This is a genomic window from Spirosoma agri (assembly GCF_010747415.1).
GTDB lineage: Bacteria > Bacteroidota > Bacteroidia > Cytophagales > Spirosomataceae > Spirosoma > Spirosoma agri.
The window spans coordinates 1,971,849-1,993,109 of sequence record NZ_JAAGNZ010000001.1 but is presented as its reverse complement, the minus strand read 5'-3'; the positions used below and the strand labels follow the sequence as shown (position 1 = coordinate 1,993,109).

At 52.1% G+C, this 21,261-nt stretch carries 21 protein-coding genes; 15 read left to right on the top strand and 6 right to left on the bottom strand.

What is annotated here, in order from left to right:
* The first annotated feature begins 36 nt into the window (after positions 1-36).
* The 5 genes from GK091_RS08140 (at position 37) to GK091_RS08120 (ending at position 5,247) form a co-directional block, all read left to right on the top strand.
* Positions 37-981, top strand: a complete 945-nt coding sequence (locus GK091_RS08140; RefSeq protein WP_164036158.1) for an NAD(P)/FAD-dependent oxidoreductase — start codon at positions 37-39, stop codon at positions 979-981.
* 82 nt (positions 982-1,063) lie between these two features.
* Positions 1,064-2,869, top strand: coding sequence for a family 43 glycosylhydrolase (locus tag GK091_RS08135; protein WP_164036156.1), 1,806 nt, complete (start codon positions 1,064-1,066; stop codon positions 2,867-2,869).
* Between the two features lie 11 nt (positions 2,870-2,880).
* Complete coding sequence (locus tag GK091_RS08130) at positions 2,881-3,384, top strand: GNAT family N-acetyltransferase (RefSeq protein ID WP_164036154.1); 504 nt, start codon at positions 2,881-2,883, stop codon at positions 3,382-3,384.
* 51 nt (positions 3,385-3,435) lie between these two features.
* A complete protein-coding gene (locus tag GK091_RS08125; RefSeq protein WP_164036152.1) occupies positions 3,436-4,674 on the top strand; it encodes an MFS transporter in 1,239 nt (412 codons plus the stop codon).
* A 39-nt stretch (positions 4,675-4,713) separates the two neighbouring features.
* Positions 4,714-5,247 (top strand): hypothetical protein, encoded by a 534-nt coding sequence (locus GK091_RS08120; RefSeq protein ID WP_164036150.1) that lies wholly within the window; start codon positions 4,714-4,716, stop codon positions 5,245-5,247.
* Positions 5,248-5,266: 19 nt separating this feature from the next.
* On the opposite strand, the gene GK091_RS08115 is transcribed toward GK091_RS08120, so the two are convergent.
* Entirely contained in the window at positions 5,267-5,578 is a 312-nt protein-coding gene (locus GK091_RS08115; RefSeq protein WP_164036148.1) for a putative quinol monooxygenase, read from the bottom strand.
* A 441-nt stretch (positions 5,579-6,019) separates the two neighbouring features.
* Between GK091_RS08115 and GK091_RS08110 the strand changes: the two genes are divergently transcribed.
* The 4 genes from GK091_RS08110 to GK091_RS08095 all read left to right on the top strand — a co-directional run bounded on the left by GK091_RS08110 (position 6,020) and on the right by GK091_RS08095 (position 11,273).
* Positions 6,020-6,991 carry an aldo/keto reductase gene (locus GK091_RS08110; RefSeq protein ID WP_164036145.1) on the top strand — a complete coding sequence of 324 codons (972 nt, stop codon included), beginning with the start codon at positions 6,020-6,022 and terminating at the stop codon, positions 6,989-6,991.
* 78 nt (positions 6,992-7,069) lie between these two features.
* The gene (locus tag GK091_RS08105) at positions 7,070-7,753 is read left to right on the top strand and encodes a response regulator transcription factor (protein WP_164036143.1); all 684 of its coding nucleotides are present in this window, start codon (positions 7,070-7,072) and stop codon (positions 7,751-7,753) included.
* On the top strand, positions 7,750-9,009 hold the full coding sequence (locus tag GK091_RS08100) for a sensor histidine kinase (protein WP_164036141.1): 1,260 nt from the start codon (positions 7,750-7,752) through the stop codon (positions 9,007-9,009). Before GK091_RS08105 ends, GK091_RS08100 begins: the two co-directional genes overlap by 4 nt.
* Before the next feature lie 68 nt (positions 9,010-9,077).
* Complete coding sequence (locus GK091_RS08095) at positions 9,078-11,273, top strand: TonB-dependent receptor (protein ID WP_164036138.1); 2,196 nt, start codon at positions 9,078-9,080, stop codon at positions 11,271-11,273.
* A gap of 63 nt (positions 11,274-11,336) precedes the next feature.
* Here GK091_RS08095 and GK091_RS08090 read toward each other — a convergent pair whose 3' ends face one another.
* The gene (locus GK091_RS08090) at positions 11,337-12,059 is read right to left on the bottom strand and encodes an SDR family oxidoreductase (RefSeq protein WP_164036135.1); all 723 of its coding nucleotides are present in this window, start codon (positions 12,057-12,059) and stop codon (positions 11,337-11,339) included.
* 438 nt (positions 12,060-12,497) lie between these two features.
* Here GK091_RS08090 and GK091_RS08085 point away from each other — a divergent pair, with 438 nt between their 5' ends.
* Both GK091_RS08085 and GK091_RS08080 read left to right on the top strand, forming a co-directional pair.
* On the top strand, positions 12,498-12,866 hold the full coding sequence (locus GK091_RS08085) for a hypothetical protein (RefSeq protein ID WP_164036133.1): 369 nt from the start codon (positions 12,498-12,500) through the stop codon (positions 12,864-12,866).
* Positions 12,867-12,956: 90 nt separating this feature from the next.
* On the top strand, positions 12,957-15,425 hold the full coding sequence (locus GK091_RS08080) for a TonB-dependent receptor (protein ID WP_164036132.1): 2,469 nt from the start codon (positions 12,957-12,959) through the stop codon (positions 15,423-15,425).
* Positions 15,426-15,516: 91 nt separating this feature from the next.
* Here the strand turns inward: GK091_RS08080 and GK091_RS08075 are convergent, their stop codons facing one another.
* The 3 genes from GK091_RS08075 to GK091_RS08065 all read right to left on the bottom strand — a co-directional run bounded on the left by GK091_RS08075 (position 15,517) and on the right by GK091_RS08065 (position 18,099).
* A complete protein-coding gene (locus tag GK091_RS08075; RefSeq protein WP_164036130.1) occupies positions 15,517-16,404 on the bottom strand; it encodes an NAD(P)-dependent oxidoreductase in 888 nt (295 codons plus the stop codon).
* 133 nt (positions 16,405-16,537) lie between these two features.
* Positions 16,538-17,059: a YdeI/OmpD-associated family protein gene (locus GK091_RS08070; protein WP_164036127.1), complete on the bottom strand. Its 522-nt coding sequence runs from the start codon at positions 17,057-17,059 to the stop codon at positions 16,538-16,540.
* Positions 17,060-17,076: 17 nt separating this feature from the next.
* Complete coding sequence (locus tag GK091_RS08065) at positions 17,077-18,099, bottom strand: helix-turn-helix transcriptional regulator (RefSeq protein WP_164036124.1); 1,023 nt, start codon at positions 18,097-18,099, stop codon at positions 17,077-17,079.
* Between the two features lie 137 nt (positions 18,100-18,236).
* Here GK091_RS08065 and GK091_RS08060 point away from each other — a divergent pair, with 137 nt between their 5' ends.
* The 4 genes from GK091_RS08060 to GK091_RS08045 all read left to right on the top strand — a co-directional run bounded on the left by GK091_RS08060 (position 18,237) and on the right by GK091_RS08045 (position 20,309).
* Complete coding sequence (locus GK091_RS08060) at positions 18,237-18,713, top strand: pPIWI_RE_Z domain-containing protein (RefSeq protein WP_164036122.1); 477 nt, start codon at positions 18,237-18,239, stop codon at positions 18,711-18,713.
* Positions 18,714-18,764: 51 nt separating this feature from the next.
* The gene (locus GK091_RS08055) at positions 18,765-19,016 is read left to right on the top strand and encodes a hypothetical protein (RefSeq protein WP_164036120.1); all 252 of its coding nucleotides are present in this window, start codon (positions 18,765-18,767) and stop codon (positions 19,014-19,016) included.
* A 416-nt stretch (positions 19,017-19,432) separates the two neighbouring features.
* Entirely contained in the window at positions 19,433-19,900 is a 468-nt protein-coding gene (locus GK091_RS08050) for a pPIWI_RE_Z domain-containing protein (protein WP_164036118.1), read from the top strand.
* Positions 19,901-19,958: 58 nt separating this feature from the next.
* Positions 19,959-20,309, top strand: coding sequence for a VOC family protein (locus GK091_RS08045; RefSeq protein WP_164036116.1), 351 nt, complete (start codon positions 19,959-19,961; stop codon positions 20,307-20,309).
* A 47-nt stretch (positions 20,310-20,356) separates the two neighbouring features.
* Here the strand turns inward: GK091_RS08045 and GK091_RS08040 are convergent, their stop codons facing one another.
* Positions 20,357-21,208, bottom strand: coding sequence for a ThuA domain-containing protein (locus tag GK091_RS08040; protein WP_164036114.1), 852 nt, complete (start codon positions 21,206-21,208; stop codon positions 20,357-20,359).
* Positions 21,209-21,261 lie beyond the last annotated feature (53 nt).

Below are 21,261 nucleotides of genomic sequence, written 5' to 3'. Positions count from 1 at the left end.
CCGATTAGGTAGCTTTGTTGAAAACCTCTTCAGATTATGTATTCAACCGTTGATTCATTTGATGTCATCATTGTGGGTGGGAGCTACGCGGGACTAAGTGCGGCTCTACTGCTGGGCCGGTCATTACGCAGCGTGCTCGTAATTGATGGCGGGAAACCCTGTAACCGCCAGACCCCGCACTCGCACAGCTACCTGACCCGCGATGGCGAAACACCCGCTCAGATTGCCGCCGTTGCGAAGGAACAAGTACGCCACTACCCTACCGTTTCATTCATCGATGATCTGGTCATAACAGCGCAGGCTGAATCCGCTGGATTTTTGGTAAAAACGGCAGGCGGCCAACAGGTTCAGTCACGTAAACTGGTACTGGCCACTGGCGTGTATGACATCATGCCTCCAATCAGCGGTTTCGCGGAATGCTGGGGCCGGTCCGTGTTGCATTGCCCGTATTGTCACGGCTACGAAGCTCACGGTCAACGGCTTGGAGTACTGGCCAATGGCGAAACAGCGTATGAGATGGCCTTACACATTCAACACTGGAGTCCTACGTTGACGCTATTCACGAATGGTCCTTCCACGCTGACACCCGACCAGCAGCAGGACCTTAACCAGCTCGGCATACCCCTTGTCGAAACGACCATTGCCGCCATCGATCACCAGGATGGTCAACTGACAAACCTTCGTTTTGCCGATGGATCGATTCAGGAACTGGACGCTCTTTTTAGTCGCGTGCCGTTCCGGCAGCATACCGATCTGGCCGAACAGTTGGGTTGTACGCTTGCGGACTCGGGTGTGATCAGCGCAGATAACTTTGGCAAGACCAACGTAGCGGGCGTTTTTGCTGCGGGCGATACCAGTTCACCGTTGCGGCAGGTATCCACGGCTGTAACAAGCGGCAGCATGGCAGGTGTTATGATCAATCGGGAACTGATTACGGAGGATCTAGCCACGCGACTTGCTAATGCGGAAGCACTGCCTTAGTCTTTGATGGGACGGCTCAATTCATAAATTAAATTTTACTACCAATAATTTATCTTTATTGCCGAATAATGACTTCGGCTCCATGCGATTAACGCTCTTTTTATTCCTGGTCGCTTCCTGCGTCTATCCGTCCGTTGCTCAGCAGAAAACGTATTGTAACCCGATGGATATCAGTTATCGGTACAATTTCGAACAACTGAACGAGAAGATTTCGTACCGTTCCGGCGCAGACCCGGTCATCATCAATCACAAAAAGGAATACTACCTGTTCGTCACGATTCAGGGTGGCTGGTGGCACTCGAAAGACCTGATCAACTGGCGTTATATTGTTCCCGATAAATGGCCGATGGAAGATATGTGTGCCCCGGCGGCCCTATCGGTACGCGACACCCTGTACCTGTTCCAATCGACGTTTGAGCAGCGGCCCATTTTCAGTTCGACGGAGCCGGAAAAAGGCAAACTTACCTTTTATAACCGCTGGCTTCCCCGTCTTCCCAAAGACATTGGCCCCTGGGACCCGGCCCTGTTCCATGACGACGATACCGATAAGTGGTATATGTACTGGGGTTCGTCGAATGTGTATCCAATTTTTGGCGCGGAGCTGGACAAGAGCCGAAACCTGACCTACGCGGGGAACAACCCGGCACAGGCATATAAAGCAATGCTCTGGCTCGACCCTTACCAACACGGCTGGGAACGGTTCGGCTACAATCACTCGGACCCCTTCAAGCCGTTCACGGAGGGAGCCTGGATGACAAAACACAACGGCAAATACTACCTGCAATATGGTGCGCCTGGCACCGAATACAATGTGTACGGCAATGGCACGTACGTCGGCAAAGACCCACTGGGGCCGTTTGACTATGCGCCTTATAATCCGGTTGCCTATAAGCCGGGGGGCTTCGCTACGGGATGCGGGCATGGGAACACGTTTCAGGACAATTTTGGCAATTACTGGAATACGGGTACGAGTTGGATCGGCTACAACTGGGGCATGGAGCGCCGGATCGTTATGCATCCGGCGGGTTTCGATAAAGATGATCACATGTTTGCCAACACCCGATTCGGCGACTTCCCGCATTACCTCGCCACGCAGAAAATACCCGATCAGAACGGCATGGCCAGCGATGCGTTGTTTACGGGCTGGATGCTCCTGAACTACAAAAAACCGGTCGTTGCTTCGTCAACGTTAGCCATCCCTACCGATACCGTGCGGGTAGCGGCTAATGTGGCCGACGAAAATCCGCGTACGTTCTGGGTGGCGGCTCAGAATAAACCCGGCGAAACCCTGACCGCTGACTTAGGGACCGAACGGGAAATTCGGGCGGTTCAGGTCGATTATATTGACTATAAACAGACGATTTACAACTCCGACTCAACGGTGTATACGCAGTTCAAACTCCTAACCTCAACGGACAATAAGAAGTGGGAAATTGTCGCCGATCTTACGAAAGAACCCAAACGCGACCGGGCTTCGGCGTATGTCGAATTGGCGAAACCAACGCGAGCACGCTACGTTCGGTATGAACACGTCTATGTTGCGGGCCCGCATCTGGCCATCAACGCGTTCCGTATCTTCGGCAACGGGTTCGGCAACGTCCCGGCGACGCCCGCCACGCTGACCGCCAAACGGCAGAAAGACCAACGCAACGCCGACCTGTCGTGGAGCAAAGTGCCGGGTGCCGTTGGCTACAACATACGCTGGGGCATTGCGCCGGATAAACTCTATCAGAATTATCAGTTCTGGAACGACGAAGCCAGCACCTTCGAACTCCGGGCGCTCAATGTCGGTGTACCCTATTACTTTGCCATCGAGGCATTCGACGAAAACGGCGTATCGCCATTAAGTAAAGTCACAGACGACGGGTCGGGACTGGGGAAAAAGTGATAGATTCACCCATGCAATTCTCCTACCGAAATGACCAGCCAGCGTTGGCAGTAGCTATACTGCGCGAAGTCGGTCAATGGCTCGTCGATACTGACCGGGAACTTTGGTCGGTTGATGACCTCACGCTTGACAACCTCATCGACGACTACACACGCGATAAGCTTTACGTTATGTATGCCGACCGGGGCAATGGACCGGAACCCGCAGCTGTTTTCATTCTACAGTGGGAAGATCCGATTTACTGGCCTGATGTTCCAGCCAACACCTCGGGTTTTATTCACAAATTGGCGATCAGACGGTCCTTCAACGGCCAAAATCTGTTTGCTTCGATCGTTGACTTTTGCCGGATTAAATGCCTGGAGCAGGATATTCACACGCTCCAGCTCGAAACCGACGCTAAACGGCCTAAACTAATGCAGTTTTATGAGCGTTACGGTTTTCAGCCGACTTACAAGCGCGCTATGCAGGAGTTCGGCAAATCGTTTACGTGCCAGTTCTACAGAATGACTTTTTAGCGGTTTAGCATTGGGGGCCTATTCTTCCAGTGGCACCATACGTTTACCTTCATGCCGCAACCGCATCCGCGACCAACCCGCGATTTTCGATTACCTCACATTTACGCCATTATCCTGATCGACGTTATTGTCGGCTCGGCGGTAGGCCCTATTCTGCCCGAGTTCGTCAAAGGGCTTCAGCGTCCACAGCTTTGGCTGGCGATTGGCACGGCTTTGTTTCTGGGTATGCAGTTGTTCTCGGCTCCCCTACTCGGTAAACTCTCCGACGGGTATGGTCGGCGGCCAATTTTTATCATCTCCGCCATCGGTACCTTCCTGGCCAACTGTTTTCTGTTGCCCGTTCGGGTCGGTTTTTACTTCGCCAACCGCATCAGCGACGGCACGACCAATGGCATGTATGCAACAGTTCGTTCGGCCATTACGGATATCTCGCCAAAAGATCAGTTATTCAAGAACCTCGGCATCGAAGGTGCTATTATTTCGCTTGGCTTTGTCATTGGCCCGGCAGTATCGGGTCTGTTGCTCACCACGTTCGATGTCGTGCAGGGCGATCAGGCCAAGGTAATTGCGATCATGGCGGTTTCGTTATCGAGCCTGAACATGATCCTGAGCTGGACCCTCCGCGAGACGCATCCTAACCCGCCGGGCGTTGCCCGTTCGGTCCTCAAAACGGAACTGATTCAATCCCTCAATGCGCAACGACTCTGGGGTCGGCTGACAAGTAAAGACAAACAACATGTCGGGCTGAAGCAACTGGTCATTATGCAGTTAGCCTTAACGTTCAGCGTTGGCTATTACAACTATTTCGTGGTATTTGCGAGTTTTGGCAAGCTGCAAATGGACGCCAAAGACCTGTCTTACTTTTTTATGTATTTCGGTGCGCTAAGCGTTGTTATCAGTTACGTTTTCTATACGTACATTGCCGATCGAATCAACCAGCAACGCGCCATTTTCTGGCTGGCTCTGGTAGGAACGCCCGTGTTAGGCAGCTATGGACTGGTTGGTACATCAATGGTCTGGCTATACATCCTGATCACCATTGATTGCCTGACGCTGTCGTTGATTCAGGGATTGATCGAAGGCTTGATGGCCCAGCGTACTACCGACGAAGACCGGGGCGAAGTGTTTGGGATCAATCAGGCGTTGCAGGGACTGGCCAGCTTTACAACCACACTGGTATTCGGCGCTTTATCGCTGCTTGATCTACGATTACCCTTTGCCTGGTTTGGCGCTTGCCTGGCTGTAGTAGCCTGGCTGGCGAACCAGGAACTCAGAAGAATGAGCAATTGACTATTGATAGTGTAGATTCATTGGTTAATCGAACTACCGATGCGCCCAGGGACACGATTACTTCTGTTTTTTCTTACGCTGTTAACCGGGTGTCAGCGTACGGAACCAGCTGCTACAACCTACGCTGTTCCGGCTGACGTTGAGCCGTACATCCAATCCTTCCGGGATGAACTCAAGAAACGCAATAACCCACTGGCGATTGATAATCTGATCGTAACATTCGGAACTAGTCAACAAAGCGAGGACGTGTGTGGAACCTGCCTTGCACAGGCTGGTCAGACGCCACGCATTACGATCAATCCGGATGACTTTTGCTGGGCTAAAGCGAGCACCAACGAACGCGAATGCCTGGTGTTTCATGAACTGGGCCATTGCCTGCTCGGTCGGGCGCATCAGTCAAGCCGGTTCTCAAACCATGCCTACACAAGCCTGATGAATCCGGATGATGTGGCGGTTTATGCGACCTGTCGGTATCCGATTGGGGACGACGTTTGCGACAAACGGTCGCGACGGGCTTACTACATCGACGAGCTTTTCGATTCAACTACACCCGCGCCCGCTTGGTCGAAGTAAGCATTCATGGACCGTTGCCTCAGGCGATGTCGATTCTCGGTACGGTTTCCAGATTTTCGCCGGAAAAAGCAACGGCTCGTTCGGTAAACAGAACTTTTGTAGCAGCCCATGTTGTGCGGAACAGCTCACTATGCCGGTAGTTTTCGAGTGCTTCCGCCGAATCCCACAGGCTATAAGTCATGCGCACAGCCGGGTTGTCCGGATCGCGCAAAAGCTGAAGATACCGATTTCCGGGAAACGCCCGAATCAGGTGTTTTGACGCATCGAAGATAGCCTGAAAGTCAGCCAGTTTATCTTCCTGAAATGTCATGCGTACAATACGAACAAGCATACGCTTATTTCCATTTTATTTTCCCACACACAAAGAACACAGAGATAATTAACCTAAAAAACTCTGTGTTCTTTGCGCGTGGGAATTTTTATGTGAAACTACGCCAAACCGTCATAACTGTGAACTAAGAATTTTGTAATACACTAAGCCGCCAGACAATAGGCCGCTGCATCGAGGTATACTGCAAGCTTGGGCCAGTGCACGCGTTAATCCTATTCGACCACTTACAGCTGCTGACCTATCTCCGAACGGCACACCTGAAATTGGGACCTCGGATCAATTTTAACGTTGAACGCGTACAAGACGGCGTCCACCGGAAAATCAATGGTAACCTTACGGACTAAATCGAGTTCTTTTCGTAGCGAGGGCATGCATCACGTTGGGTTTAGTCAAAAATCTCCGTGTTCTTTGCGTCTCCGTTTCTAACGTAAACCCTGACAAATGAATTATCGTACATTCGGCCGTACTGGCTGGGAAATTTCTGAAATTGGTTACGGCATGTGGGGTCTTGCCGACTGGACCGGCTCCGAACGTTCACAAATCGAAAAAGCCCTCGACGTCGCCGTTGAGCGTGGCTGCAATTTTTTCGATACGGCGTGGGGGTATGGCTCCGGATTGAGTGAACAGATTCTGGGTGATCTGCTAAAGCGAAATTCGGCAAAAACACTGTATGCGGCCACTAAAATTCCACCAAAAAACCGCATCTGGCCCTCTAAATCAGACTTCAAACTGGATGACGTTTTTCCGGCAGATTACATTGTTGAATACACGGAGAAAAGCTTGCAGAACCTCGGCGTCGATACGATCGATCTGATGCAGTTCCACGTCTGGGAAGACGCCTGGGCGGAGCGTGACGACTGGCAGGAAGCCATAACGAAACTCACCCAGGACGGTAAGGTCCGGGCGTGGGGCATTTCAGTAAACCGCTGGGAGCCAGACAACTGCTTAAACACGTTGCAAACCGGCCTGATCGATGCGGTACAGGTGATCTACAATATTTTCGACCAGAACCCTGAAGATAACCTGTTCCCGCTCTGTAAAAAACTGAACCTGGGCGTAATTGCCCGCGTACCCTTCGATGAAGGCACCCTGACCGGCACGTTCACCAAGGAGACCACATTTCCGGCAAACGACTGGCGGTCAACGTACTTTGTGCCCGAAAACCTCAACAGCAGCGTAGACCACGCCGATGCGTTGCGTCCATTGATTCCGGCTGGCATGACGATGCCCGAAATGGCACTGCGTTTTATCCTGAGCAATCCTGACGTTCATACGACCATTCCCGGTATGCGCCAGTTGCGCAATGTAGAAGCGAATACGGCGGTTAGTGACGGTAGTGGTCTGTCGCCGGAAGTGCTGCACGAGCTGAAAGGCCATCGCTGGGATCGGACTCCAACCGAGTGGAGCCAGTAACGTATCGGCTCAGACAGACTCCGGCTGTCTGTATATTAATACTAGTACAAAGCGCCTGAGCCTGTCTGAGCCAACTTTATGAAGATTCTTTTGATCGAAGATGAACCAGGCCTGCAAACAGCTGTTCGTCACTATCTTGAGGGTGAAGGTTATACCGTTACGACGGCACAGACTTTCCGTCAGGGGGCTACCAAGGCACATGACTACGATTACGATTGTATTGTGGTCGATTTGATGTTGCCCGATGGTAACGGCCTGGATCTGGTTCGTGCGCTGAAAAACCAGCAGTCTACAGCTGGAATTATCGTCGTAACGGCCAAAGATGCGCTATCCGACAAGTTGACGGGCCTCGACGCAGGCGCTGACGATTACCTGACCAAGCCATTTCATCTGTCCGAGCTCAATGCCCGACTCCGGTCGGTTTTGCGTAGGCGGTTGTTTGGCGGTCAGGCAACGGTGCAGGCAGGAGAACTCACGCTCTGGCCCGATCAGCAGCGGGTGAGCGTACGGGGCAGAGACATTAAACTGACCGGGAAGGAGTATGAACTACTCTTGTTTCTGATCACGAACGCGGAGCGTCTTCTGTCGAAGTCAGCGATTGCGGAACACGTTTGGGGTGATGCCATGGATGCCGCCGATTCGCATGAGTTTCTTTATACGCACGTCAAAAACCTGCGTCGGAAGCTTATGGCAGCAAGTTGCCCCGACTACATCCAGACGCGCTACGGGGCGGGCTATATTTTCTCGACCCGAACACCATGAGTCTGCTTAGTCAAACGGCTCGTTATCTGCTGCTTACGGCGTTTATCATTGCGCTGGCAGGAGCTGTTGGCTTTTATACGCTTATCCATCGAAAAATCCGGTATGAAGTCGATGAAATTCTGACGAGCCAGGCTGAACAAGCCATCCATCGACTACAGACACAGCCAGTTACAGTTCTATCCAACTGGGACGACAATCCTCATATCGAGCGCGTATTGGCAGCTAAACAGCCTGAGTTTACCGACATTATGCTGGCGGACTCATTGACCAATAACAGGCCCGAACCCATTCGACAACTCAGCACAACGACGTTGGTTAACGGGCAAATGTACCAGATCACGGTTCGGTTACCTTACCACGAGTTCAACGAGTTATCCCGTGAAATGTCACTTGGCGTTATCATTGGCTTCCTGATCCTGATGGCTCTGTCAGTTGGTGTTGGTTTAGGATTGGCACGTCGATTATGGCGTCCGTTCTACACAACCATCGACCAGCTTGGGAGCTTCCAGCTCGACCAGCCGACCGATCCCGGATTTCCGCAAAGTCGCATTCGTGAGTTTGGCTTGCTCAATCAATCACTACGGGAACTGACGCAGAAAGTACGTCGCCAGTTTTCATTGCAAAAGCAATTCACGGAAAATGCGTCGCATGAATTACAAACGCCACTGGCCGTTGCCTCGGCGGAGCTGGAGTTACTGATGCAATCGGAGCAATTGACCGAAACGGATCATGCTCATTTACAACGTGCTACCGACGCACTTAGCCGATTGAGCCAAATGAACCGATCGCTGCTGCTGCTTACGCAGGTCGAAAATGATCAGTTTTCCGGTGCTGATCTGCTGGATTTGAGTGCATTGGTATGTCAATATACCGATGAATACAGACCGTTTTTCGAGCATAAACAAATGCAGTTCAGCGCATCGATCGCTCCGAACGTATACCAGCGGATGAACCGCCAGCTAGCCGGTGTTTTATTGACGAACCTGTTGAAAAATGCGGTTCGGCATGGCCTTCCCGGCGGTAGTATCACCATTGACTTATTATCGAACGCACTCATTATCAGTAATACGGGGAGACCACTCCCATTTGCGGAAAGCCAGCTGTTTACTCGTTTTGTAAAAGATCCCGCCCGCCCGGATTCTACAGGACTGGGACTGGCCCTGGTGAAGCAGATCTGTGATCGGTATAGCTTACCGATAGGGTATACCTACGATTCCGCAGCGGAAAAACATTCGTTTCAGATTGGCCTACGGTAGCAACGCGTGTAACGTCTTCAAAATCTCTTCATAATTGGGTCTTTACTTGCTGAAAAATGCTGTATGTAATGAGACTTTTTTTTCTGTTGACGTTCTTCACGCTGTTTATTGCCGCAGCTTTCGGTCAAACCAACCGTATCATCCAGGTTGAGGACAGTACGACCCATGAGCCCGTTATTGGTGCAACCATCCGTACACCCACATCGATCAAACCGGTCGTTGGAACGATTACCGATGGTCGAGGCAAAGCAACCATGCCGGAGTTCTCTGCAACCATAACTACACTTACTGTCAGCGCAGTAGGCTACAAGACCGAATCATTCCCGATACAACTGGGTGCCGATACGCTTGTGTTTCGACTTAAAGCTGCCGATGAATCCATTGACGAAGTGACTGTCACCGCCACTCGAACCAATTCACGCATTGATGATCTGCCTATCAAGGTCGAAGTACTGGGTCAGGAAGATATGGACGAGGAAAGTGCCGTCGTGCCGGGCAACGTGAGCAGCATTCTGGGCGACATCTCAATCATTCACGTGCAACGAACATCAGCCGTCAACGGCAATCAGGCCATTCGAATGCAGGGACTCGACCCGAAATACACCCAGATCCTCCGGGATGGCCTGCCACTTTACGAAGGGTTTTCGGGTAATCTCGGCGTATTGCAGATACCCCCGCTGGATCTGAAGCAAATTGAAGTGGTGAAAGGGTCCGTATCGACGTTATACGGTGGCGGTGCTATTGGCGGCATGATCAATATTGTATCGAAATCACCAACGTCCAGCACACCGGAGTTTACGGCACTGCTCAACCGCTCGAACCTGAAAGAAACCAACCTCAATGCCTATTACTCGCAGCGCTACGGCAAAACCGGTCTCACGCTCTTCAGTGGCTACACGAACCAGCAGGCAGTAGATGTAACGGGTGATGGCTTCACCGACAGCCCGGCAATAAAGCAATTTAATTTCCATCCCAAATTTTTCTGGAACCCGTCCGACCGGACCAAACTAGATATTGGCTACGCTTTTACGACTGAGCACCGCGCGGGTGGTTATCTGCCCGCTCTGGAAGGAACTATGCCCAACGCCTACCAAAACGTTACTGATTTACAACGCCATACCGTCGATTTCAACGCGAGTCACAATACGTCAGCACGTAATTCGCTAACGGTCAAGGGTGCCGTCAGCACGTTTCATCGCCAGAACACCGATTACCAGAAACTGTCTGACGGGCGGCAGTCGTCGGTGTATCTAGAAGCCAATGACCTGGTTCGATTCGGTAAACACCAGTTCATCAGTGGGGCTAACCTAACAGTCGAAGCCTTTCGAAAAAACCCTGATAGCACGCGCCTTGTCGATTATACCTACAATACGGTCGGTGCCTTCGTGCAGGACGACTGGCAGGTTGGCGAAACCGTAGCGATCCAGGCCGGACTTCGTTTCGATCACCACAACACGTTCGGTAATTTCCTACTGCCCCGTTTGTCACTCAAACTCAAGCCATCGGACCCCTGGACAGTACGATTGAGCGTTGGAACGGGCTACAAAACACCGAACCTGTTTGTAAACCAGACACCCGGTGCCTCAATGGTCAGCCTGATTTTCCCGCGTCTGTTACCGATTGATGTCACCACAGTTAAAGCAGAACGGTCGGTCGGGACCAATATCGATGTTGCCTACTCCAGATCGTTTGAAAATGGTTTTTCGGTACAGGTCGATCAGGCGTTTTATTACACATACGTCAATTCGCCGGTTGTGTCGGCGTTTGCCAGCATGTCCAGCAATCTCGGCGCGTATACGCAGCTGATCAACGCACCGTACAATCTGTTCAGTCTGGGAACCGATACCTACGTCCGACTTGAGTACAAAGCCTATGAGTTGTATTTTGGCTACAACCATACCCTCGCCCGACGCGACGGAGCCAGTGACAATAGCTACCTGCCACTGGCTCCACAGGACAAATTTTCGACAACGCTAGCCTGGGAAAACGAGCATTTCCGGTTTGGCATCGAGAGTAGTTACGTCGGCACGCAATACCTGTACGCCAATCAGAAAGTAGCTAATTACTGGTTCTTTGCCGCAGCCGCCGAATATCACTACAGCGATCACTGGCGGCTGGTTTTGAATGGTGAGAACCTGTTCAACATTAAGCAGGCCAATTACGAAACCGTTGTCAGCGGCCCCATCACCCAGCCAAGTTTCCGCCCCATCTGGGCACCACTCGAAGGCCGCATTGTCAATCTGGCATTGAAATATACGTTGTAGTATTTGTATGGTATATGCTGTAAGATGTATGGCATGTACCTTACAGCATATACCTTTTATCCCTTAATACTCCTGAGACAGTGGGTGCACCATGAACTCGTCGATGACCACGTGGGCGGGGCGGCTGACGATAAATAACATCGATTCGGCCATGTCTTCATTCTTGAGCCAGTTCTTCGAGGTTTCGTGACCGTGCCCTTTGGCGTGGAAATTGGAGTCGACCAGGCCCGAATAAACACCCGTTACTTTGATACCAAACGAGCGAACCTCCTTGCGTAACGCGCCCATAAACGCTTCCTGTGCGTATTTGCTGGCAGTATACAGTGCTCCTCCCGCAAAAGTACGCTTGGCCACATCCGAGGCTACGACAACGATATGCCCCGACCCGTGCGCTTTCATGGATGGCAGGGCGGCTTTGGTCAGAATGAACGTACCTTTTACGTTAGTCGCCATCAGGTCGTCCCACTCAGTTACCGATATTTCGTCTACGTTTTTGAAGACGCCGTAACCTGCGTTGTTGATCACGACATCAATGCGATGGAACTGGTCGAGAGCCGTTCTAACGACAGCAGCCATATCCGATTCGCTGGCAACGTCACCCGCTATGGCGACAATTTTGCCCCGAACAGACCCTTGCGTAGCCTCCGTTTCGAGTTGTTTCAGCTCGTCGGCGTTACGGGCCGTAACGATCACATTGGCCCCGTGTTGAGCCAGCAGCATGGCCGTTGCCCGGCCAATACCCCGCGAGGCTCCGGAAATGATGATGGTTTTGTTTTCAACATTCATACGTGTTCACTGGACTAAAGATTTACAGCCTGGCAAAGGTCGCAAAGAGAGTCATACGATTCGCAAAGCAGTGTTTGTCTGACGATCTTTATAGCCAATTTTACGAATCTCTTGCTATGTATGGATTACTGACGCACAGGCTCAATCAGCTGAAATAGCCGTTTGCCGCAATGGGGCAGACTAGCGTACCCTATCCCAAAGGGTTGCTCTGGACCAACTACCTATGGGAAGCCTAACCAGCAACAAAACAACTTTTAGCAGGATTTATCTAACTGATAGTCAATCAATGATCGTTTTACTTTCGTGAACTATTCCCGAATCTGGCAGTGTTTTTTAGACAGCCCTAAAAATAAATAAATATATTGCCGTAACGGATGTTTGTTATATTTGCTGGAAAGCGTGACCTATTGGTACCGAATCCCGTAGCCTGAGTGACCCATGTTTGAGTGGCTGCATACACATAAACTCCGACTAGCCCGAATCCTGTTGGGGCTCTTCCTGGCCATTTGGGTCAATGGAGTTGTGTTTCGCCATGCGCACCGGTTATCCGACGGACGGCTCATCGTTCACGCTCACCCCTACTGGCCTTTCGGTAAAGGGCCGATTCTGCCCAATACGCACACAGCCCAGGAAATCTTGCTGCTCGATCTGGCAGCCAATCTACCTCTGGTTGTCAGTGAGTTTTTCGCTTTTCTATTTCTGTTGCGTAGCTATCAACAATCGGTATTCCAGTTCGCCGATCGTTTGTATCGTTACGTCTCCGCCTTCTACTGTTTCTCGCATCGGGGTCCTCCTGTCGTTCGGTAACTTCCTGATTGGCAACGACTCATCGGCTCATTAGCCGATGCGTCGTTGCTGTATTCCATCGAAGCACTCAACCAAACGAAGTCATCCTGAATGAAATTATTTTTCCTCTTAGCTAGCCTTGGGCTACTGGGGGGGCTTGCCTGTGCGCAGCCAGCTCCCAATCGAATTATCCGTGGGTCAGTCCTTGATGCTGATACCCGAAAGCCAATTCCGTTTGGCACTATAACCCTCATCGGTAGTACAAAAGGTGCGCTGACCGACGCGCGGGGCCAGTTTTCGCTAGCGATGAAACCCGATTCGCTGGTGCGTAAACTGATCGTTTCCTGCGTGGGCTATAAGCCCGACACGATACAGATCACGGTAGGAACCGACGAATACACAGCCGCATTACTGCCAAACACAAACACCCTGAATGAAGTAGTCGTCACGGGCGTTACGCGGGGCACGCTGCTTCGGCAGAATCCAGTCGCGGTGCTGGCTATTTCGCGCCGAGCCATCGAAGGCACGGCCAGCAGCAACATCATCGATATTCTGGTGAAAAACGCCCCCGGTCTGAACGCCGTAAAAACCGGACCCAATATCTCCAAACCGTTTATTCGTGGACTAGGGTATAACCGGGTCCTCACGCTGTACGACGGTGTACGGCAGGAAGGTCAGCAGTGGGGCGATGAACACGGCGTTGAGGTCGATAATTACAACATCGACCGGGCCGAAGTCATTAAGGGTCCGGCCAGTCTGATGTATGGCTCCGACGCGCTGGCGGGTGTTGTCAGTATGATGCCGAACTACCCAAAAGACACCGAGGGGCAAATCAAGGTTGGTTTGGTCACCGAATATCAGTCCAATAACAACCTGCTTGGCGAGTCGATTAGTCTGGCATCGGGCGGGTCGCGCTGGGCGTGGAATCTGCGCGGGTCACTGCGGGCCGCCACCGACTATAAAAACAGGATCGATGGTCGGGTATATAACACCGGTTTCGCCGAAAAGACGCTCACCGCTATGCTGGGCTATTCGGGTCAGCGGGGTTACTCGCGATTCGGAGCTTCGCTGTACGACAATTTGCAGGGTATTCCCGACGGAAGTCGCGACTCGCTAACGCGCCAGTTCACGAAGCAGGTAGCCGAATCGGGTGACGATGATATCCAGAACCGGCCCATCGTTCCCGCCAGAGCGTCCTACCAATTGAGTCCCCTGCACCAGCGCATACAGCATTATCGGGTTCACACGAACAACCATTACCAGATCGGGAACGGGGAGATCGACCTCCTGCTGGCCTTCCAGCAAAATATTCGGCGGGAATACAACCACCCCACGCAACCCGATCAGCCGGGTTTATACGTCCGGCTCAACACGCTTAATTACGGCGTTCGCTACAACCTCCCCAACTTTTCGAACATCTCAACGACGGTGGGCGTAAACGGGATGTACCAGAGCAACCGGAATAAAAACGGTACGGCTTTCCCTATTCCCGATTATACCCTGTTTGATGTTGGCTCGTTTGTTTTCGTGAAATGGCAGGCCGATAAGCTGACCTTGAGTGGGGGCATTCGCTACGATCAGCGCCAGTTGAACGGTGACGATTTTTACGTGCGCACCGATCCCAGAACCGGCTTCGATGAGCACGCGATGCTGCCCGATACAGCCGGTGCGACATTACAGTTTCCGCTGCTGAAGCAATCTTTCAACGGTGTTTCCATGAGCGCGGGATTGACCTACGAATTCTCCGACAAACTCGCGTTAAAAGCGAACATTGCACGCGGTTACCGAGCACCCAGCATCACCGAGATTGCCTCGAATGGGCTTGATCCCGGTGCCCACATCGTCTACATCGGGAATCGAAACTTCAAGCCAGAGTTCAGTTTGCAGGAAGACATTGGCCTGACGCTTACCCTTCCCGACGTGAATCTGGGCGTCAGTGTGTTCAACAATTACATCCAGAATTACATCTCGCTGTCGCAGCTGGTCGATGCACAGGGTGAGCCGGTGGTCATTGTTCCGGGTAATAAAACGTACCAGTATCAGCAGGCATCTGCGCAGCTTTACGGCTTCGAAACCCAGTTTAGTCTCCACCCGACTACCTGGCGCGGATTCAGTTTCGATAATAGCCTGGCGGTTGTCTATGGCTATAACCGGGGAAATCGCTTTTCCGATGCGGGCGTCAATGGCGAATACTTACCGTTCATTCCGCCCCTGCGCCTGTCTACAGGTGTCAGCCAGCTAATTCCTACGAAAAGCCAGTGGTTATCCGAACTGACCCTTAAAGCTGATGTGGAGCATAACGCCCGACAAGACCGGTATCTGGGCCTGAACGACACAGAAACGGCTACGGCAGCCTACACGCTCGTCAACGCCGGTATTGACGGACTCATTCGCATGGGACAGAATCGACCCGGCTGGCGTTTTATTGTTCAGGTCAATAACCTGTTCGATGTGGCTTACCAGTCGAATCTGAGTCGATTGAAGTATTTCGAGTATTTCACCCAGTCCCCCAATGGGCATCTGGGCATCTTCGGCATGGGACGAAACCTGTGCGTCAAATTGACGATTCCGTTTAACTAACGTCGGCTTGTAAACTGGTCCGGGTTTAGGGTGTCGCGTAAAACGCTTGACGCCCTAAACCCGGATCGTTGTTTTTCGTTTAGCTTACCGATTACCGCTTCCCAACGCCCGCATTTTCTGATACTTCACCGGCAAAACCCGCCCAGTCGATGTCGGGAACACCTTTGGCGACGGTAGCCGTCAACTGCTGGAACACAACCATCCCGAACGGCATCGGCACCAGCGATTTTTGGGCAACATCAAGTAGCAAACGCATATCTTTCCGAATCAAGGCCGGTGACGCGCCAACGGGCTGATATACTTCGTCGGCGATCAATTTGCCGTAGTTTTTGTAGACGGGCGACGCAAAGAGGGTATTGCTGAACAGGTCATACATGGCACTGCGGGCAACACCGTTTTTTTCGCCTAACGTGAACGCTTCGGCCATTGCTTCGATGGCACAGCCGAGCAGGAAATTACCCGCCAGTTTTACCACGTTAGCCGCACCAACCTCATCACCAAAGTCGTAGACCCCCTGCCCGATCAGATCGAGCAACGGACGAACGTTCTCTTTAGCGCCCTGATTGCCCGACGTGCATAGCCATAATTTAGCCGCCTGAGCCGCATCCGGTTTACCAAATACGGGGCAGGCCACATACTTCGTCTTCCGGGTTTGGTGCTGTTCGGCCAACTGGCGGGCCGTTTCGGGCGAAATGGTGCTACAGGAAATGTGAATGGCTCCTTCGGGTAGCGCGGCCAGAAAACCGAACTCGCCGAGGGCAACCTCGTGTAAGGCGGCATCGTCGCTGAGCATTGTAAACACGACCTCGGCTTCAGCCACGGCACTCGCGGGCGTGTCGGCCCAATGAGCGCCAGCCTGTATCAGTGTATCCGCTTTGGCGCGGCTGCGGTTAAAGACGGTTAGCGTATGATTCCTTTTCAGCAGATTGTGAGCGATTGCCTGGCCCATCTGGCCCAGCCCAATAAAAGCAATGTTCATGGGTATGCAGGTTAGTAAACAAAGTAGATTCCTTACTTCTAACAAACCGGTTGATACGATGTTTCAGTGACTGCGGCACATTGTTCGATACGCCATATCTTGGAGATATGGCGTATCGAACAATGTGCCGCAGTCACGTCTGGTTTTTGAAATACCGGATCATCTCGCTGTAACCCATTCTCATCGATAGACCCCGCAAGGCTTTGGCAATGCGGCTAGCCTTGGTTTCGGGCGTTTTCGCATCATCTATCCATTTGCTGAAGTAATTCTGGTGTCCTTTGGGTAACGTGTCAAAAAATGTCAGTGCAGCCGGATCGTCCTGTAAACAATCGACAAAATCGGTCGACAGCAGGATTGGTGAATCATCAGCCTCTAATTCGACCCGTACTGTTGCGCCCGCTTCTTTCCCGATACCCCGACGCATGGTCGCATTGATGGCCATGATGAAACCGCCCTCCGACCCGTTGGATTGGCCCATCGGGATCAGTGCCACCTGTTTTATCGGGTAGTCATCCAGCATTCCCTTGACTCGAAAGGTGGTTTTCCGACCAGGCTTCAGGGCCGTTGTACCGTCAATCGGTAGTTCGATGTACGTCCAGCCGGTTTTCTCGCCTTTTTTGTCGAACTTCAGTAAAATCGTCGTAAAGGAAATCATACCGTATTGATAAATCGTTAGTACCGGGCTAGCGTAGCCATCAGCGACTCCTTTAGTTCATTTGCCAGACTGGCGGGTTGCAAGACCGTCAGGTGTTCGCCGTAGCTGCGCAGGTGCATGAGCAAATCGCGATTGGGAGCCAGCCGGAGCCGTACTACACACTCGCTGTCAGTATCCCGCACGACTTCCTGGGTCTGGTGAATTGGTTTGGCCTTTACGTAGCGGCCAAACAAGGGCGAAAACGATAGTAATACGTCTTCAACGGGGCCGCTGCTGTCGGTGATGCCATAAATATGCTCGAACAGTTCGCTCACGTTTGTCAACACATCGGGCGGAACTGCGCAGAACTCATCCGTAATTTCCAGGTCACTCATCCGATCGAGCGCGAAGGTTCGCTCTTTTCCGGTTGGCTCGTCGTAGCCGATCACGTACCAGCTGTCGGCCACTTCACGCAGCAGAATCGGATGCAAAGTCCGCATTCTGGGGACTTCCGCAAACGCATCGTGGTCAGCCACGGCGGTTTCGTGTTTCAGGTAACGAAACGCAATCTGTCGATTCTGGTTGATAGCCCGGATCAGGACGGGAACGTAATGCCGGTTTCCACCCAGCACGCGCTCTTCCACGTATACGACCCGGCGGGTCAAGCCTTCGGTTTTCACTTCCCGGATAATGTCCAGACTCTGCCGCACTTTCTGCAACGCGTTGGCCAGTTCACCCGCCACCGATGCCCCCTGTGTGGCCGTCAGCACTTCGCGGGCGTAGTCGAGTGCTTCCATGTCATCCGGCGAGAGCATGAGCCGTAGCAGCCGAAACTGAGGATCAGTATAATAGTAGCCGTTGCGTCGCTTGTCGTAGGCAATGGGCGCGTCGTGGTCTTCGCGCAACCGCTGGATGTCTTTCTCCAACGACGAGATCGAGCGAATGCCGCATTTGTCCCGGCACAGATCGAAGAGTTTCTGTTTAGAAAACTGGCGCGGATAGCGGCTGATGATTTCGTCAATCAGTCGGTACCGTTGAAAGGCCGAGCGGGTTATGGGCATAGTTAGGTTTACGGTATTCCGTTTTCAGATGCCTGAGCAAGATTGTAAAAAATAAATTCACAAAAAAAGATGAGCGTAAAAAGATTACGTTTTCCCCGGTAGAACTTTGTTCTGTGAATTTTTAAACAACCATACTCATGAACACTTTCTTTCGCCCTCACCCAAACCGCGCCGTAAGCTCCCCGCAGGCGATTTTCCCACCGCTGAACGCGTCCGTAGAATGGACCGTAGCTGCTGTGTCAACCCGCCCGTCGAAGCGGACCGCGTTATCCGCCGGTCAGTTGTTAGACGTTGAACTAGGCTTGTTTCTGTTGTCGCAACTGCTTCCGTCGGCGTCTCCGGAAGCCCTGCCCAGTTTACTGACCGACACTACGTCTTCGTTCCTCGATCGGCCTACCTGGACGCCGAAACAACATAAACTACTGAATCGGGGCCGGCTCTTACTGGGTCATATTCAACAGGGAACGGCCTGGTCGGCCATGCTGGATGCCTACACGACCATACCCGATCGCCTGCAAGCCTACGACATCAGCGCCGACCGGAGCCGGTTCTGCGAAAAGACGGTCGGTTTTTTCCGCAATCGCATCATTACGCTGAAGCAGATGGTGAGCTGATCCGGATTGGATTCGTACGATTTAGTGTCCACGGTAAACCCCTTTTCTGGCATGAACCCATCAGTCGATCAAATCACCCCTTCCCTCGTTGGTCTGGCCGCTACGACGCTCATCGTAGCCGAAGGCGCAACCAGCGAACTGGTTGTCAAGCAGTTTTTGCGTAATCAGGGCTACCCACCCTACCAGGCCGAAGTATCGAAGTGGTTGCTGACGGTAGCGATGCAGGAAGGCTGGGCTATCAATGATACGGGTTTGTTCCGTGTCTACCGCTTCCCCACCCAACGGGCACCCGCGCACGACTAGAAGGCCGGGTGCTAACCACCGACTTCCGAGCGATACGGCTTTGCAGCATTCATGTCGGGCATACGCTATGTCAAAGAAACACATATCGGGCAAACGCTCCACCGACACGGAGCCCAATCAGGATGAATTGCTGGCTACTACGAAAACAGATACAATTGATACACCGGAGCCTGACGCTTGGCCGTCATCTCTATTGGCAGTATCTGACGACGCTTGGTTCCGTAGTGTACCAATCCAGATCCTTGTGCTGGATGTATCAGCCGATAGCCCGATCGCTGGCCTGGAAGCTAATCAAGCATCATTGACAGTACGCAAAAAAAAAGTTACAACTCGATGTACAACATAAAAACGTTACGTTCTTCTAGTTGTAACTTTGATATGAACAACAAACAACACCGCCTTAGCGGACCTTACTAATGAACACTCAATTAATTTCCAACTATCCCACCACGGTTGCCCGCCCGGCCCTGTCCAGCCTACTGCGCTGGCAGGAGCCACTGGCAACGCGGCTACGCTACCGACACGCCCTCCCCGGCATGGTTGCCAACCGACTTCTCAACGTCGAACTGGGTCTGTACCTACTGGCTGAGTTGCTGCCCCTGGCACCAGCCTTGTCACTCCCCGATCTGCTTAACGGTCAGGGCCCGGCCTATCGCCAGCGGACAATCTGGTCGCCCCGGCAACATCGTACGCTGAGTCAGGCGCGGGTGCTGTTAGCCCCGTACCGCGATCGTAGTGTCTGGTTCAACGCATTGGACAAATACGCTACACTATCGTCAGACTTACGGGTGTACTCATTAAAAAATGGCGCTGGCTGGAATCCCGACGTGAGCAGCTACGTCATGCGTGAACGGCTAAGCCTGTTTCAGGATGCCCTGGCGTAGAGTACCCTTCACACTATTTTTTGCCTGGTTTACGAGTCGACCAAACCACATCAGTACCATGACGTTTCTATCAATTGAACCCTTCGTTCCGTCAGGAAGTAATTTTCAGGGATCGAAGCAGTTTTTTCAGGAATTAGGGTTCACGATCAATTGGGATGCCGGTGATTATGTTGGTTTTGAGCGGGACGGGTGTAAATTCATCTTACAGAAGTTTGACAACGTCGAGTTTGCCCAAAACCTCATGCTGAACGTTCGGATCGATAACGCCGATGAATTCTGGCGGGAGGTAACGCAAAAACAGCTACCGGAAACGTTTGGTATCCGAATCAGCAAACCGATCGAGCAACCCTACGGTCGCGAAGTGAACCTGATCGATCTGGCCGGGGTCTGCTGGCATTTTGTGGAGTAAAGCAAAAGAGCACGGGCAGAATAACAGCTAACGAAAACGTGATCGCATCAGTTACGACCCGATTTCGATGCGCGGCCCAGCCACAATAAACTAGTAATGATCAGCTTATTCTGCGCTTCACTGCTAAACGTGGACGACAGCTCTTTGTTGGTTTTGTTCTCGTAGTCAATATCGTTGTGCCCCATGTTCACGTAGAGCATCCGGTATTTTTTGTTCGTCCAGACGACCGGATAATAGCCACTGTGCCATATTTCGTGCGGTTTGGGACCAGTTCCCAGCGGAAAGCTCGTTGAATCGATCGACACTAAAATATCGATGTTCGGATTAGCCCGCAAGTCATTTGTCCAGCAGTACCATTCGTTAGGCGCTGAGCTGAAGGTGGTGGGTAAACCCTTCGTAGCCGGATGTTTTCGATCGTCGACCCGCAGAATCGCCGACGTTGGTCGCCAGGTATTGCTTTTATACGAACCTGACCCAAGAAACTGGTTGTGATACCAATCCCAGTTCTGCGGATACGCGGAGGGCGTCAGCGCAAACCCCGCGAAGTGAAACCCCATCCAGGCACCACCGTTCTCCATGTATCGTTGGAAGGCTTCGCGCTGGGCGGGCTTTTCGGGACGAGTGTCTAAAAACAGGACGATCTGGTAGTTCGCCAGAAAATCGGCGTTCAGATTATCCCAATTGTTCGTTGAATCGTAGGCAAAGTTATACCGCCCGGCAGCTTCGGAAAACCATCGATTAGCTTCGTGTACGTAGCTGATGTGCGCCTGATCGTTTTTGGCGGTAAAAAAAGCGATGACGTTAAAGTTCGGCGTTTTGGTTTGTGCCAGCGTATTCGAAACGACACAAATCAAACAGAAGACAAGGGCGATAATGGCCTGCCTATCCAGTCGGGACATACTTCTTCGATTAATTGTATTGTATGTCCTAAGCCTCAGCAGCGGGTCAACTA

Excerpts from the sequence above, each read along its gene's own strand:
- GK091_RS08040 (WP_164036114.1), bottom strand. The coding sequence starts at position 21,208 with ATGTCCCGACTGGATAGGCAGGCCATTATCGCCCTTGTCTTCTGTTTG.
- GK091_RS08100 (WP_164036141.1), top strand. The coding sequence starts at position 7,750 with ATGAGTCTGCTTAGTCAAACGGCTCGTTATCTGCTGCTTACGGCGTTT.
- GK091_RS08105 (WP_164036143.1), top strand. The coding sequence starts at position 7,070 with ATGAAGATTCTTTTGATCGAAGATGAACCAGGCCTGCAAACAGCTGTT.
- GK091_RS08120 (WP_164036150.1), top strand. The coding sequence starts at position 4,714 with ATGCGCCCAGGGACACGATTACTTCTGTTTTTTCTTACGCTGTTAACC.
- GK091_RS08050 (WP_164036118.1), top strand. The coding sequence starts at position 19,433 with ATGAACACTCAATTAATTTCCAACTATCCCACCACGGTTGCCCGCCCG.
- GK091_RS08085 (WP_164036133.1), top strand. The coding sequence starts at position 12,498 with ATGTTTGAGTGGCTGCATACACATAAACTCCGACTAGCCCGAATCCTG.
- GK091_RS08140 (WP_164036158.1), top strand. The coding sequence starts at position 37 with ATGTATTCAACCGTTGATTCATTTGATGTCATCATTGTGGGTGGGAGC.
- GK091_RS08135 (WP_164036156.1), top strand. The coding sequence starts at position 1,064 with ATGCGATTAACGCTCTTTTTATTCCTGGTCGCTTCCTGCGTCTATCCG.
- GK091_RS08090 (WP_164036135.1), bottom strand. The coding sequence starts at position 12,059 with ATGAATGTTGAAAACAAAACCATCATCATTTCCGGAGCCTCGCGGGGT.
- GK091_RS08095 (WP_164036138.1), top strand. The coding sequence starts at position 9,078 with ATGAGACTTTTTTTTCTGTTGACGTTCTTCACGCTGTTTATTGCCGCA.
- GK091_RS08115 (WP_164036148.1), bottom strand. The coding sequence starts at position 5,578 with ATGCTTGTTCGTATTGTACGCATGACATTTCAGGAAGATAAACTGGCT.
- GK091_RS08045 (WP_164036116.1), top strand. The coding sequence starts at position 19,959 with ATGACGTTTCTATCAATTGAACCCTTCGTTCCGTCAGGAAGTAATTTT.
- GK091_RS08060 (WP_164036122.1), top strand. The coding sequence starts at position 18,237 with ATGAACACTTTCTTTCGCCCTCACCCAAACCGCGCCGTAAGCTCCCCG.
- GK091_RS08130 (WP_164036154.1), top strand. The coding sequence starts at position 2,881 with ATGCAATTCTCCTACCGAAATGACCAGCCAGCGTTGGCAGTAGCTATA.
- GK091_RS08125 (WP_164036152.1), top strand. The coding sequence starts at position 3,436 with ATGCCGCAACCGCATCCGCGACCAACCCGCGATTTTCGATTACCTCAC.
- GK091_RS08110 (WP_164036145.1), top strand. The coding sequence starts at position 6,020 with ATGAATTATCGTACATTCGGCCGTACTGGCTGGGAAATTTCTGAAATT.
- GK091_RS08070 (WP_164036127.1), bottom strand. The coding sequence starts at position 17,059 with ATGATTTCCTTTACGACGATTTTACTGAAGTTCGACAAAAAAGGCGAG.
- GK091_RS08075 (WP_164036130.1), bottom strand. The coding sequence starts at position 16,404 with ATGAACATTGCTTTTATTGGGCTGGGCCAGATGGGCCAGGCAATCGCT.
- GK091_RS08065 (WP_164036124.1), bottom strand. The coding sequence starts at position 18,099 with ATGCCCATAACCCGCTCGGCCTTTCAACGGTACCGACTGATTGACGAA.
- GK091_RS08080 (WP_164036132.1), top strand. The coding sequence starts at position 12,957 with ATGAAATTATTTTTCCTCTTAGCTAGCCTTGGGCTACTGGGGGGGCTT.
- GK091_RS08055 (WP_164036120.1), top strand. The coding sequence starts at position 18,765 with ATGAACCCATCAGTCGATCAAATCACCCCTTCCCTCGTTGGTCTGGCC.